This window comes from Granulicella sp. S156 (genome assembly GCF_009766105.1).
Classification (GTDB): domain Bacteria; phylum Acidobacteriota; class Terriglobia; order Terriglobales; family Acidobacteriaceae; genus Granulicella.
The window spans coordinates 132,293-145,789 of the sequence record NZ_LMUH01000018.1; the positions used below are offsets into that span (position 1 = coordinate 132,293).

Annotated in this window: 10 protein-coding genes; all 10 read right to left on the bottom strand. The window is 57.0% G+C overall.

The annotated features are described in order from the left end of the window. Positions 1 to 211: 211 nt before the first annotated feature. A complete protein-coding gene (locus tag GSQ91_RS14345; RefSeq protein WP_158822452.1) occupies positions 212 to 1,024 on the bottom strand; it encodes a hypothetical protein in 813 nt (270 codons plus the stop codon). A 242-nt stretch (positions 1,025 to 1,266) separates the two neighbouring features. Continuing rightward, on the bottom strand, positions 1,267 to 2,421 hold the full coding sequence (locus tag GSQ91_RS14350; protein ID WP_158822453.1) for a hypothetical protein: 1,155 nt from the start codon (positions 2,419 to 2,421) through the stop codon (positions 1,267 to 1,269). A 152-nt stretch (positions 2,422 to 2,573) separates the two neighbouring features. Continuing rightward, on the bottom strand, positions 2,574 to 4,088 hold the full coding sequence (locus tag GSQ91_RS14355) for a restriction endonuclease (protein WP_158822454.1): 1,515 nt from the start codon (positions 4,086 to 4,088) through the stop codon (positions 2,574 to 2,576). 88 nt (positions 4,089 to 4,176) lie between these two features. Then, on the bottom strand, positions 4,177 to 4,683 hold the full coding sequence (locus tag GSQ91_RS14360) for a hypothetical protein (protein WP_158822455.1): 507 nt from the start codon (positions 4,681 to 4,683) through the stop codon (positions 4,177 to 4,179). A 104-nt stretch (positions 4,684 to 4,787) separates the two neighbouring features. Further along, on the bottom strand, positions 4,788 to 6,068 hold the full coding sequence (locus GSQ91_RS14365) for a 7-cyano-7-deazaguanine synthase (RefSeq protein ID WP_158822456.1): 1,281 nt from the start codon (positions 6,066 to 6,068) through the stop codon (positions 4,788 to 4,790). Then, positions 6,068 to 6,631 carry a hypothetical protein gene (locus GSQ91_RS14370; RefSeq protein WP_158822457.1) on the bottom strand — a complete coding sequence of 188 codons (564 nt, stop codon included), beginning with the start codon at positions 6,629 to 6,631 and terminating at the stop codon, positions 6,068 to 6,070. Before GSQ91_RS14370 ends, GSQ91_RS14365 begins: the two co-directional genes overlap by 1 nt. Beyond that, positions 6,631 to 7,389, bottom strand: a complete 759-nt coding sequence (locus GSQ91_RS14375) for a hypothetical protein (protein ID WP_158822458.1) — start codon at positions 7,387 to 7,389, stop codon at positions 6,631 to 6,633. The genes GSQ91_RS14370 and GSQ91_RS14375 overlap by 1 nt, the downstream gene beginning before the upstream one ends. Positions 7,390 to 7,678: 289 nt before the next feature. Then, complete coding sequence (locus tag GSQ91_RS14380; protein WP_158822459.1) at positions 7,679 to 10,894, bottom strand: DNA polymerase III subunit alpha; 3,216 nt, start codon at positions 10,892 to 10,894, stop codon at positions 7,679 to 7,681. Then, on the bottom strand, positions 10,887 to 12,395 hold the full coding sequence (locus GSQ91_RS14385; protein WP_158822460.1) for a DNA polymerase Y family protein: 1,509 nt from the start codon (positions 12,393 to 12,395) through the stop codon (positions 10,887 to 10,889). The genes GSQ91_RS14380 and GSQ91_RS14385 overlap by 8 nt, the downstream gene beginning before the upstream one ends. Next, positions 12,392 to 13,429 carry a recombinase RecA gene (locus tag GSQ91_RS14390; protein ID WP_158822461.1) on the bottom strand — a complete coding sequence of 346 codons (1,038 nt, stop codon included), beginning with the start codon at positions 13,427 to 13,429 and terminating at the stop codon, positions 12,392 to 12,394. Before GSQ91_RS14390 ends, GSQ91_RS14385 begins: the two co-directional genes overlap by 4 nt. Positions 13,430 to 13,497 lie beyond the last annotated feature (68 nt).

The following is a 13,497-nucleotide window of genomic DNA, read 5'->3' on the forward strand; positions in this document are numbered from 1 at the left end:
TGAGACAATCAACCTAAGGTCGAAGGCCAAACGATCTGCCTGATCCGTGATGCCGTCGCCGCTGGCCGAATCCCTGTGCAGTTCCGTGCGGCCGATGTAAACAACACGCTTGGAATGCGGTTTGCAGGGACGTTCTTGCCGAAGCATTGCAACGGTAATCCGGGGAACAACTCGGTTCTGTTCATCAAGCTTGATCGTGGTCTTTACCGACTCAAGAAGTAGGATCGGGCAATCTCACAACGCCGTCCTTCGTGACCATCGAAACCTTCTCGCCCTGTCGCCAACGCTGCATCAGGTACGCGATACCATTCGGTCCACCATTTGTGAACGGCGCCGGTGGCCAATCCGCTTTCTTTGAAACCTGCGGATATATCTGAATGAGCTTTGAGTTGCTGCTTCCGGGCGGTGGGTCTATCGGTGGAATCTGGTCAACGGGAACGCCCGGATAGAAATGTTCCGTGGCGACCTGGCAGACAAAATAACCCATGTAGATCGTACTGACGAAGCCTGTGCCAATCCTCGTCTTCCCACCATCGCCGTTGATCGTGAAATCCGTGGTGTGGCCGCCGATATGGAACCCGTCGAGAGCACCAACCCATACTCGCGTTCGTGCCGGAATCTCATGATGTTCATGGAAGGCAATGCGCTCTTCCCGTGTGTAGAAAGGATCATTGCCATGTCGGGGTTTTGTTGACTCCAAAACCATGGACTTCAGGACAGCCCATTCGGTAATGATCTTCATTCCACCGGCGTCGAGAGTGAACGGCTCGTTCTGGAGCATCTTGAGGAACCGGGGTCGATTCTTCTGCTCGAACTGGCTCATCCATGTGTTGTTGCACTTGTGGCAAACGGTGTCGATCTTCTTCTCGAGGTCGTACTCGATGACCTCAGGACCATTGCCTATCTGCGTTCGAAGGCCACCCAGCTCGATGCCGTTCTTCCTGATGAACTCATGCACCCAATCCGGCCAGAGGTGTTCGTCGCTATCAGCTTCGTTGTCGCAGAAGATGCAAGTGTCGGGCATTACGGAATCGTACACCTGCCTAACTTAGAAAAACGGATAGCCGATCAGTCGTGGCCTCGCGTTGAAGCGGAGCCCAGGATCCGTGAACGGGGCTCGACTCCTGACCGAGAATCAGACGAACTCTTATTTCAAATGTGACCAGTCAATACGGGGAGCCGATTGAGGGGGGTGATCCTAAGCCCATAATCGCGCAGCGAAGATGATGATTCGCTCGAAACTGCTAACTCCCGACTCCGCAACATTCAACATCGAGAACGAATCCGATCTTCGAGCCAGCTCGTCAAACGGCCCCGCAGCCGGGAATCCGTCATCGAGGTATGTTCCGGATCGGCGAAGTCAGGAATCCGATCCATGCTCTGTTGCGCTTCGAACCATTTTGCGGGAATACCGGCCATCAGTTCGGCATGCCCCACGGGATCTGCGGCGGGATCAAAGATGTAGCGGAAGCCGAGATCCTCATAACGATGGAGAGTCCTGGGATCGCGTTCTTTCTGGAAGAAGACGGATGGAATCAGATGGTCGGTGTGAAAGTATCCAGCATAGTGGTCGGTCGAAAACCCGCTAAACTCCGAGGTCGGACGCAGCGGCGTGGGGTCAGTTGCGTTTCTGGGGACGAGCATCGTCGCCGGACAGTGAGCGAACTTCGTCTTCCCGTCTGAAGGGTCCTTGCGCGCGTTAGCGATCGTGCGCATCGCTTGCTCCAGAGCCGACGCACAAGCGGTCTCATCCAACTGAGTCTTCTTCGAGCGAGCATAGACGAAGTGGCCCAGCGCGTTTGAGGTGATCATGATTCCGCCCGGCGTGCGGTGGTCGTGCCACCAACGGCCATCCCCTTGGGCGCAGAAGATATTGGGGAGCGTCGAGAATTTGAGAAGCGTGTTGTCCGGTCTTCGCAGAAACACATACTCGCGCTCGGTCTGGAAGGAGTCGTCGGGAACTTTGATCCGCATGTAGAGCTCGAGAAGCCGGCGGCAAATCTCCTTAAGTGCGTCGTTCGGTTCCTTCAAGACGAGCTGTTTGCTGGTCAACAGAATCAGGAAGGAGGAGACGCGGCCTTCGAGCGCCAGCCTCTTCCAGGCCTGCCGGTGATCCTGAATCGTATCCTCGACGTCGGCGTCTCCCCGCGCCATGCGGAGGATTTCCTGCTCTTCCAGGAGACAGATGTACACACCTTTATTGGTCGCAGCCGTCTTGCCGAAAACGCAGGGCTGGTTCTTTTCGAGCCATCCGCGATAGGCCGCGATCTTTACCTGGCGGCTTTGCTTCGGGTTGAATAAGATAGCCTGAACCGCCTCGATATCCGGTAAAAATGGCCGCTGCGAGCGAAACTTGTCTGCCGGCTGATGGAAGCGGCACTCGAGAAGCAGTTCAGCGAGCTGGGTCTTGATTTGCGGCACGGATGGCTCCTTGATTTCGGATGACTCTAGCCTACGCCTTCAAGATGTAGACCAGGCGCTCAGGCGCAAATGGCAGACCCGAACCATTCTCGGCCGGGGTGCCCGACGAAAACAATGTCTCAATGGAGAGGTTTCGACCAGAGTTGAGCCATTCATCGCCTCTTTTTCTTCGGGGGCTTCGGCGCGTCGTGACTGAGTCGATCGACCGGTTCGTCATTCGGCTCGATCACATCCGGGATCTCGGCGAGCAGAGCCTCATTCACGGATGTATCTTTCGAACGCAGGACATGTTCTTCCCAGGTGCAGCGAACATTCAGAACCGGCACATGCCCGATACTGGTTCCGAAAACACTGCGCACCGAAAAATTCGAGACTTCGTCGCGAAGCGGGTACCAGTCGCCTACGGCGCAAAGCAGGTGCTTGGGCTCGGAGAGATGCCGCAGGAAAATCTCACCGAGGCCTCCGGCAAGCCGCTTGATCCGGCTCGCCGTGAATGGATTCTTTGCCACGATCCCGGAGACCCATTCCTCTCCATGGTCTGCGCTGACTATCTTCGAATGAGGCACTAGCTTTATCTGTCCGGTCTTGAAATGGGCTGAGTGCAGTCCGCTTCCCAAACTTGTCTGAAAAAGAGCATCAGGATTGCCCGTCTTGCGTGCCAGTTCCTGAATCTTCGATAAGTCGACCGGGACGCCCGGCAGCTGAATCTTGAGCTCCGAGGCATGCAGGAACGTCGAGTCGCCTACTCTCTGTCGTGATGTCAGCGCGATCAGTGCACCGCCGGAGCGATCGAGAAAGACGAGAGCTTCCGAGTGGTGCGGGGACTTCAGCCTCGCATCCGAATAGCGCCGTTCCCAGTTTCCAATCGCGTCGAGGAAATTTTGGGCCCCGAAGCCGTACCACGCGTGCGAGAGTTGCTGAATGCTGAAGGTTCCCTGATCCGAAAGCCCCACCGTCTCTTGAATCGTTTCGAGAACATCGGCCAGTTCGGCGGTATCGTGAAGGGCCAGCCGGAGTTCCATGGAAACAAATGTATCGATCGCCCCGGTCTCCGGAATATCGAGGAAGAAAGTTGTCTCGTCGTTATCGGAGGGAAACGCGACTAGAGGAGCGGCGCCGGTCTTGGTGCGGAACTCCCGGCAAGTCGGCGGGAAGTTCTTGCGGCGGGCGGACGACTCAGGCCTCGGGTCGTCGAACCATACCCGTCCTTCGACACGCAATATTTCGCGCTTGCGCCGGATGAGCTCGTGGACGTCAAACCGGTCGGCGAAGATCGAATTGATCTCAGCTGCATTGAAGAGCAGGATCTCTCGCGTGCGATCGCTCTCCACTTGCTTGATCGCACCGGAACCGTAGCCGGACATGTTGAAGATGCAACCGACGATGTCGGACGGGATGCGATTCAATCGCATCCGCAGGTTATCTACATCCCCAACATCGATGTTCCGCTTGCGCCATTTCGCCTCGATCAGGAAATGCTGGGACTCGCGGATCGCGACCAGATCGGTCTGTCGTGGCCGAGCCGTTTTTGGATTGAAGTGCACCGTGAATCCATCGGCAGTGAGTCGCGCGCCGAGAAGTCTCTCAAACGCGAGCCCGCGGCCGGCAGCATCCTCACTTTCGAGCAGACGCTCGAATAGCTCGCGCGTTTTTGCAATGTGTCTCATGCTTGAGAGGTGATTCTACTTCCATGATGGCTACGGCGAGGAAGTGGAGCTTCAGACTACGGCGTAAAGCGAGCTCTGGAATTACTAACTAGGGAGATAGATTCGGCAAGAGCTTCCAAACCTGGGCTCCAATTTTCTTGAATTCATCTTCGGCCGAGCTGCGCTGCGCGATGTTGTAACGCGTATCGGTCAGTGTATTCCCGTCTAATTCCTGGAAGCCAACTTTGACCTCTGTAGCGGGACGGCCGTAACGGACGGCGATGGCCGTTTGGATCAAAGGCATCCGAAGCTGGTCTTCCCACCCAGGAGCAATGCCTTCGAACAGTACCGCTCGATAACCCGACTGGAGATAGTCAACTCTCGAGATAAGACCGCCGAGCTGCCAGTTGCTCGTTAATGGGTAGGCAAGCAATACGTTGGAATCAGCCGAGATAATTCCAGATGTCGCAAACCATTTTGCATATTCGTCCAGGTACCCGTAGAGATCGGCAATGCGCTTGGCGTCTTTGAAATTCTTGGCAACGTACCCGTCGACTTTGGCTTTGGCCGTTCCGATATTGTTCGTACTGTGGAAAGCAGAGATCGCCAGGTTCAAGGCTTGTCTGTAGCCGAAGCTGGCCCACCCTGCTCCGGGCTGCCGGGAGGCCACCCAGCTCTTCGGGCTTATGCGGCATGACTCGAGTTGCTTGTGGCTGATTTTCATGTCAAGACCTCGGCAGAGGCGGGGTACTTGGAGAGAACAGCTCTTGTTTCGGCCGCCGCGCGCCTGTACATCTCGATTGTTGCCGGAGCGTCGATATTTTCCGAATAGAGCTCTGGCCATTCATCGTATAACTCGGTATTCGACATCTTCTCGAATTTCAATGTGAGTTCGGCAAGGTCGGCGAGGTTGCGGCGGCCTTCGTCGGCCGGCTGGAGGCTGCCAAATTTCATCTTGAATACATCTCTGCCGTACGCTGTCTTGTCGGGCTGGTAACTTTCAATTGCAATGCGCCGAATAAAACACGGGATGCATTCTCCGCAATGAGTTGCACCCTTCTTGATCCGCGAGTTCTTCCAGCAACTGTTCGAGTGGGGAATCGTCTCCGGGGCGTTCTTGACGATTGGCTCGATGACTTCCTTCTTTGTCTTGAGAACATAGGGGTTTTGAATAACAAAATCGATGCCGAATGCGCCCCGCAAGTAGCGCTGCATCTCGGCCAGAACGTCCGGATGTGCCGTGTGCGTGGAAAAAGCCGCAATCCGCGCCGAGCTGAGGGGAAGGTGAATGGCCATCTGTCCATTCTCGGCAATCACCACAATCTCTCGTCGACCCAAGCGGTTTGCGGTGATGGCCGCAAGCGTCAGGAAAAGGAAGGAGCGAGTTCGCTGGCTGTTTTCAATTGCGTGCTCGAATGAGTCCTTGTCGCGGGCGGACACAAAAAAGCTGTGATGCGTTAGGTTGCATCCTTTCTTCAACAACATTTGGTAGAGCGTCGATTGAGCCGTCGTCGTCTGCCGGTTCATTGTGTGGTGACTCACGAGGGCTAAGCTATCGGCACCGCGGGAAAACTCGACCGCGGCGGCCAGAGAGTCAAGGCCGCCGGAGAATAAGAGAACTTTGCCCGCAGCGTGTTTGGTGCCCTTGGAATCGGAAATTGTTCCAGGACATTGATAGAGGTTGATCCGCCAGGTGTCGTTCGATAATCGTCGCAACGTTTTTTCGATGATGGGTACCAGGCCGATGAGGTGCCCGGTATTGACGATCGGAATATGTAGTTCGAGCGTACGCGCGAATCTCTCGCGCTCCCCTCGTTGCTGTCCGCGATCGGCGGCAAATATCGAAGATGCGATCGACAGAAGATCCAGTTCAAGACTGGATATTTCTCCAAAGTTCTCCTCGACGCTCTTTCTGCCGGTGATGACATCGCCATCAAGCTTCAGCAGCGTTCCCAAGGGGACCTGAGGGGTTGCGCCACGATAGAAATGGAATGTGGCCATTAACGTGTACCCTTCAACTTCCGGAACACGCCCCCAACATATTTCGCCCAGCCATCAGGGTCAACCGCCGGCACTCCGGCGGAGCTGACAATTGACCGCGTCGTCTCCTTGAGGCTGGATTTGAGCGCGATTGCCGCCGATGTCGTTTTGACCCGATCGGATGCGCCCACAAAGCTCGGCAAGTCCCGCGAGGCATAGTACGATGTCGCTTCCGCGAAAAGCTCGCGTGCGAATCCTTCTGCGCCCTGCTGGGCATGGACGGCACGAACCAGAGCTCTTTTGGCAATCTCCACCGCGAAGCCGCCCTTGTTTTGGTCTGCCAGATGCTCCTCAAATGTATGAAGCGAGATTCGGACATCTGAGGACTCCGCCGCCAGGCGACAGGCGGTCGCCAGCACCGGCTGGGAGAAGTCGTCGGCAGCTTCCGGGCCACGTTCGGCTTGAACCGAACGCCAAATTTCGCGATTCTGCCTCGAAACCGGAACCTCAGGCCGACCAAGTACCGCCAAGGCCATCTTCCATGGCGGCGTGTCCGGAGAAGCGACATTTTTCGATGTGCCCATTAGTAGCGCTCCGCTTTGAGGGCTTCCACCTCTTTGTCAAACATGCCCCTCGTCAAAAGGCCGCCGGCGAACAGAAGCCGCCACTTTATCCCCGTCCTGAGATTGGGCTGATGCTTGAAGCAAGTTACGAAGTGGGCCAGCGTGCTGACCTCGAGAAACGCGGCCGGAACTCCAGCCTGAGACATGAATTCGCGGGAGATTTGCAACAGCGAGGCTTCGCTCTGGTCGAAGGCCTTTGAGACGACTGCCGCGCCGAAGACTTCTGCGAATCCTCGTTGCCGGATGCGTTCGGTCTCGGTATATTCGGCCAGTGCGCGAAGCTTGGAGATAGCGGCATTGAACGATGTGGAAGTTGCTTTCGCGTCCAAGACCAATACACTTCCGTCTGGAATCTGGGCAATCATGTCTGAGACCTTTTGACCGCGCTTGGCGGCACCGAGCCGCCTGACAGATCTGCCGAAACAGAACTCCAAGCCGTCGGCCACCAGTGATTCGAACAGCCGCCATGCCTCCCCGTCGACCCCTTCGGGGTTGGCGTTCTTTGCCGCAATCTCCAGCTTGCTGAGGTACGAGTCATCCAATGCGCGCCAGGATGGCACGGCTCCGCCGAAGGATTCCAGGAAGTCGACCCAGCCGAGCTGGTCTGTGCCCGATAAGTTGGCGATAGCAACGAGGGTTCGATTGGAGCGCCGGGCCGCCAGGTGGACCTGAGGCCAAATGTCGGGCGGAAGTTGATCTTCGTCCGTCAGGACAATCATCAAGGGAACGCTGGCGCCAAGCATTGGCGCTGAACAGTAAATCTCCGTGTGGGTAGGCTGCCTCTCGTTGTTTTCGATCCTGAACCCGGAAAGTAGCAGCGTCCGGATAGCCGTTTGCAAATTCGGGCGACTGCTGAGCTGGGTCAGGGGCATTTGAGGAGCAATTGTAGTTCAGTTTCCTCCTCTGGCACACGCGAGCTCCTGAAACCACACAAAGTGCCTGTACCTGATCGCTCCTAATTCGGTGGCGATTGACTGGATATTGGCTTCACAACGGCTGCATTCTACCTTAATGAAAGTCATGCGACCGTACTTCGAGAGCACGGTCGGAAAGAGCTGTCAGGCGCGTTGCCTTCACATGGATCACGTTGTCCTGGTTCTGGAGTGGGCCTTCTACAAGTAGAAACTTGCTGCGGGTGACCACCAGGCGGTCCCGGTCGTAGAGATCGGGTGTCACGATGACGTTGGCGATGCCAGTCTCGTCTTCCATTGAAATGAAGATGAATCCCTTGGCCGTGCCTGGCCTCTGCCGTGCAATGATGCAGCCGGCCACGCGGACAAACTCACCGTCGCGGCGGGTTCGCAGTTCTTCGGCAGAGAGGATATTGCTGCGTCGCAGCGCGGGCCGACGGTAGTACATGGGATGCTTTCCAACCGTGAGTCCCGTGCCTGCATAGTCCGCGACGAGGCGCTCTTCGACGTTCATCTGCTGCAGAGGACGCGCGGCGGAGTCTTCGCTCAATGATTCGCTGGCCTGTCGGAGTAATGGTCCTTCGAGCTTCCCGGCGCGCTCGACCTGCCATAGCGCATCGCGGCGATGCTGGATGCCGTCGAGTTGGTTCAGGGCGCCGATTTGCGCGAGCCTCGTCAGTTCTCTCCGATTGAGTGATGGCACACGCTGTGTAAGGTCTTCCGCGGAACGGAAAGGACCGTCATGTTGGCGTGATAAGACTAGCGCCTCCACCGATCGCTTCGCTATGCTCTTTGCGTAGCCGAGTCCGATTCGCAAAGAGAGAGTGCCGTCACTCTCGTGTTCGACAGTGCAGGGCCAGTTCGATACCTGCACATCGATGGGTTTCACACGCAGCCCATGCCGCTGCGCGTCCTTGACGAGGACCGCAGCGCTGTAAAAGCCCATCGGCTGGTTATTGAGGATCGCGGCTGTGAACGCTGCCAGGTATTTCACCTTGAAGTACGCAGAAGCATAGGCAATGAGAGCAAAGCTGGCCGCGTGCGATTCGGGGAAGCCGTACAAGGAAAATGAGCTGATGTGCTGAACAATAGTGTCCTGGGTCTTCGCGTCAATGCCTTTGGTAGTCATGCCTGAACGCAGCTTGCTTTCAAGAGACTTCATGCGCTCCCATGAACGGCGCATCCCTACGGCACGTCTTAGCTCATCGGCCTCCGCGCCAGAAAAATCGGCGACCGTCATGGCGATACGCAGCAGTTGCTCTTGAAATAGTGGCACTCCAAGCGTGCGCTTCAGAACAGGTTCTAGCGAAGGGTGAGGGTAACTCACGGCTTCTTTTCCCTGGCGCCTCCGCATATACGGGTGCATCATCTGACCAACGATGGGGCCCGGACGAATGATCGCGACCTGAACAACCAAGTCGTAAAATTTGCGCGGATAATTGCGCGGTAGCGAGGCCATCTGCGCCCTGGACTCGATCTGGAACATACCCACCGTATCGGCCTTCTGGAGAACGCTATAGATTTCGTCGTCTTCAGGTAGCTGTGCGAGATCGACACTGTCGCCGTAGTGTTGCGGGATCAGTTCCAGGCAATCCTTGATAACAGCCATCATGCCAAGGCCGAGCAGATCAACTTTGATAATACCGAGATCGGCGCAATCCTCCTTATCCCACTGGACAACCGTTCGTCCCACCATCGAGGCGCGTTCGAGCGGCACGACATGATTCAACTGTCCCTGGCAGATGACCATGCCACCGCTGTGCTGTCCGAGATGACGGGGTAAGTCCTGAATCCGCATTGACAGCTCAAGGTATTTGGCAATGCGCGGATGCCGAATGTCGAAGCCGGCATGGTGAAAGGAGTGGGCCATCGTATCCGTCTTGCCTCGCCACTCCCACTGCCCCACGAGGCTCGACAATCGTCCAAGAGTATCTTCGTCAAAGCCCATTGCCTTGCCTGTCTCGCGGGCGGCAGATTTGCCGCGGTAAGTGATGACATTTGCAGTCATGGCTGCGCCAAGCTCGCCATAGCGTTGGTACACATACTGGATCGCTTGTTCGCGTTTATCTTCCGAAGGAAGATCGAGATCGATGTCCGGCCATTCGTTGCGGCTCTCGCTTAGGAAACGCTCGAAGAGCAGATCCATTCCAACCGGGTCGATAGCCGTGATTTCAAGGCAGTAGCACACCGCAGAATTTGCCGCACTGCCGCGACCCTGCACCAAGATATCGTTCTGTTTGCAAAAACGGATGATGTCCCAGACGATTAAAAAGTATCCAGCAAATCCGAGCTTCGCAATGAGCGCCAGTTCGCGCTCCACCTGCTTCCTGGCTTTATCCATGAGGTTGCGGTCGTTCTTGGGAGCATACCTGCTCTCGACGCCTTCCATGACTCGCTTGCGGAGGAAGCTGTCCATCGTCTCTTCATCGGCAACGGCGTAACGTGGGAATTCGTACCCCAGATCACTGAGCTGAAAGCCAAGTCGCGCAGAAAGACTGACGGTATTCTCGATTGCTCCTGGAACATCGCGGAATAATGCAGCCATCTCATGCGCGGCGCGAAGGTGACGGTGGCTGTTGACAGCTAGAAGGCGGCCAGCCTGGTCGAGTTCGACATGATTGCGGATGGCCGTCAATAGATCCTGAATCTCGCGGTCATACGCAGTCGCGTAGCGAACACCATTGGTGGCTATCACCGGGAGATTCAAAGAGCGTGCAATGCGGATCGCGGCCTGATTGCGCCATTCCTCCTCTCGCTCCTGGTGTCGCTGCAATTCGACATAGACGTTCTTAGAACCAAAGATGTGAATCAGTTGCTGGACGGTTTCGCGGCCAGCCGACTCACCGCCGCACGCGAGCGCCGCAGCCAATGGTCCCTCGTCTCCCCCGGTAAGACATATCAGGCCTGTGGCGTATTGCTGGAGGTCATCGAAGGTCGCTGCCCCATCGCCCTTCGTGAGTTCACGCATCTTGAATTTCGTGATGAGCTGGCAGAGATTCTGGTAGCCCTGGCGCGACTCGCAGAGTAATGGAATTCGTGCGGGCTCGGTCTTATGTTGGTGCGGGAGCCACGCCGGTGGTGTCAATCGCGGACCAAAACTCGATATGGAGATCTCCGCTCCGATGTGCGCACGGATGCTATTGCGCTGCGCGCTGGTGTGGAAACGGGCAGAGCCGTAGACGCCGTTATGGTCGAGTAGCGCCATTGATGGCATCTTCAATTCAACTGCGCGCTCGATTAAGCTTTCCGGTTGTGACGCAGCCTGAAGGAAGCTGAAGGCGCTGGACGCGTGCAGTTCAACATAGTCAGTCATACAGCCCAACGATCTGCCATTGGTTGCGCAACAGGTCGCGAATCAGGCAGACACAAAGCATGACGCCATCATGAGTACGGACCGCAAGGTCCCACTGCTCAGATCCCCATAGCGTTGCTGTCCACCACTCGCCACCCGTCAGCCACGGACCGTACGCGCTTTCGACCGAATAGCGCCTCTCTCGAAACGTGAACGCCTTGGGTCGTTCGCTCTGCAATGTGACAAACACTGTCTCTGCCGGACGTAACCGCCGCATGGCTGGCCGCATCGGGGCGGATGAGAGCGCCGAGGGATCTGCTGAGGAGATGCTGAAGGGTTCGATGCGGAAGCCGTCAAGCTGATGCGTGTCCGTAAGAACAGCACGGCCAACGTTCTCATCACCGACGATGGCGCGGATGCGTGCGAGCGTGACATCGAGACGGGAAGACTCTGGCAACTGCGGAGAGAACAGTCCAAGTTGTATCTGGCTCGTGCTTCCTGATTCGGCGTCGAGTTCAACAGCCAGGATCGCAGCTTGGGGAGGATGGGATTCGAGGTCTAGATGCAGCAGCTTGAGCCAGACTTGCCGATCGTTGGTGGGCAGTGCGGGCTGAACCGTACGCGTGTATGTTGTGCCGCCTTCGAGAGCAAGAGTGACGCTGACAGAGGCCAAGGCGAGCACTCGCGCAGTAGCGCGCAAAATGATCTGCTCCAGCATCACGTTCACCACGAACATCAGGGCATCGAGTAACTCTACAGGCGAGTCCAACTCCATTCGCTCCACGAGGGTGAACACCGGTTCTACAGGCTGAAAGAGGTGCGGCATCTCGCCGCGCGCCATCTGGCGGAGCCGCTTGCCAGCCTGTCCTATTCGGGAGATGAGTTCCTTCTCCGGCAACGCGGCCAGCATTCCCAGTGTGTTAATACCCCAGAGCGCAAAGGTCTGAGCCTGTTCTTCGGTAAGATCGAGTACCGTGAGCGGCAAGGCTGCCAGTGCCTTGCTCTCTTCGCCTGTGGGTATGATCCGCACCGATATCGGCAATGGTCCCTTGGCAACTGCGACTGCTGCATGGAAATTACTGCTCACTGCAACGCAGGCAGTGAGCCCCAGAGTGCCGACGCGGGTAAGTAGATTCCGAGCGAGCGTTGCCGGTGGGCCGAATAGCCCTGTCGTTCCCGCAATGTCGATCGCGCACAGAAACGAGCGTTCGTAGTCCCAATTCTCGACACGCGGCGAATAACAGCCTGCGCATTCGAGCAGAACTGCCCTTGCTGTGGCCTCATCCTTCAAGGATCGTTGCAGCACAATGACTTCGGAAAAGGTGTCAACTTCTACTCGCGTCATGCCGCGACTCATACCGAGACTTCGCGCCTTGCGTGTGAGGGAGCATATCTCTTCGAGAGGCGGCTCCCCCTCCATCACCACACATGGTTTGCTCCGTAGTTCTGGCCGCAGACGAAGCAATGCCTGTGCCGGAAACTCCTTTGCATAGAGGCAGGCGTAGATTTCGTGCTTTGTCATCGTTCACCTGCCCAGGTGCTCTGGCTTCTCCAGCGCGCGGCGTTCACGCTGTGGGGAGGCTTGCGTAGCGGGATTACATTTGTCGGTTCCTGCGCGAAGCGTCTACGCTCGACTTGCAGGCGGTGTTCGATTCCCGTGAATAAGGTAGTTTCGTTATCGCGCGCCTCGCCTGGCTGGAACCGCAGCAGAAGCTCACTGCTGCTCTTGGCGCACGAATGCTGCGTGAGGAGAAGGAACACAGCCTGCGTCCGCTCTGCAGCCGTGCGGTAGCGGAACCATGTAGACAGCGGGACGCGCGAGGCGTACTCCGGGGCGATGCTCGCCATGTCGAGGACAATCGCACTGAAGCCCCCGGCCTGCAAAAGAAGATCTGTGACTCGGAGAGCCTGCTCGATGCGCGCCCACGGTTTGGTGGGGTTCATGCGCAAATTCGAGCGCGTCGCAATGGCCTGTGGCTGCGGCATAAAGACTTCCCGCTCCGCTCGTATCTTGTGTTGGGGCTCGGCGCAGCGTGGCGCTATGGCCTCCGGCCGAAGCAGGCCACTCACGGCATCCGGGAGTCCTTTGACTTCGTTGCGCGGATGTCCCCCGCAGCCACCGCCGTGCAAGCCCTTCTTGATGGAGGCTGGAATAAAAAACCTGTCGGGTAACGAGAACTTGTATTCGGTAGATGGTTTAGCTTGCGATTTAGAAACCCCGCACCGCACCCATAGCAGGCGGGCAAGATCGACCCCCGCTTCTGCTGCGGATTCGGGACAGAGCGTGTCGGAAACGTCTACCCACGCACAGGCTCTTCCTGCATGGACAAGGTGACGCAGGAATGAGAGTGCAATTCCTGTGCGACCGGTCGATTCCACTCCGGCCATCTCGGTGATGGCTCCGACCGGCAGTCCGCCCGCTAGCAGAACATCGACCTCACTCACGCCAGTCGGCACGACGGGGCGAATCACTCGTGGAACCGGGGTGAGCGCTGAGGGAATCTTGCGAGCGAGTTTAGCTTCGATCTGGAGTCGGATTGTGGCGGCGGTGGGCACGAGGTATGTTCGCCTTATGTTCGCCTTGTGGGTTAGGGCTGTCAACCGGTCTCTGCCTCGTTCACGGT

Coding starts and splice junctions, on each gene's coding strand:
- GSQ91_RS14345 (WP_158822452.1), bottom strand. CDS start 1,024: ATGCCCGACACTTGCATCTTCTGCGACAACGAAGCTGATAGCGACGAA.
- GSQ91_RS14355 (WP_158822454.1), bottom strand. CDS start 4,088: ATGAGACACATTGCAAAAACGCGCGAGCTATTCGAGCGTCTGCTCGAA.
- GSQ91_RS14365 (WP_158822456.1), bottom strand. CDS start 6,068: ATGGCCACATTCCATTTCTATCGTGGCGCAACCCCTCAGGTCCCCTTG.
- GSQ91_RS14370 (WP_158822457.1), bottom strand. CDS start 6,631: ATGGGCACATCGAAAAATGTCGCTTCTCCGGACACGCCGCCATGGAAG.
- GSQ91_RS14375 (WP_158822458.1), bottom strand. CDS start 7,389: ATGATTGTCCTGACGGACGAAGATCAACTTCCGCCCGACATTTGGCCT.
- GSQ91_RS14380 (WP_158822459.1), bottom strand. CDS start 10,894: ATGACTGACTATGTTGAACTGCACGCGTCCAGCGCCTTCAGCTTCCTT.
- GSQ91_RS14385 (WP_158822460.1), bottom strand. CDS start 12,395: ATGACAAAGCACGAAATCTACGCCTGCCTCTATGCAAAGGAGTTTCCG.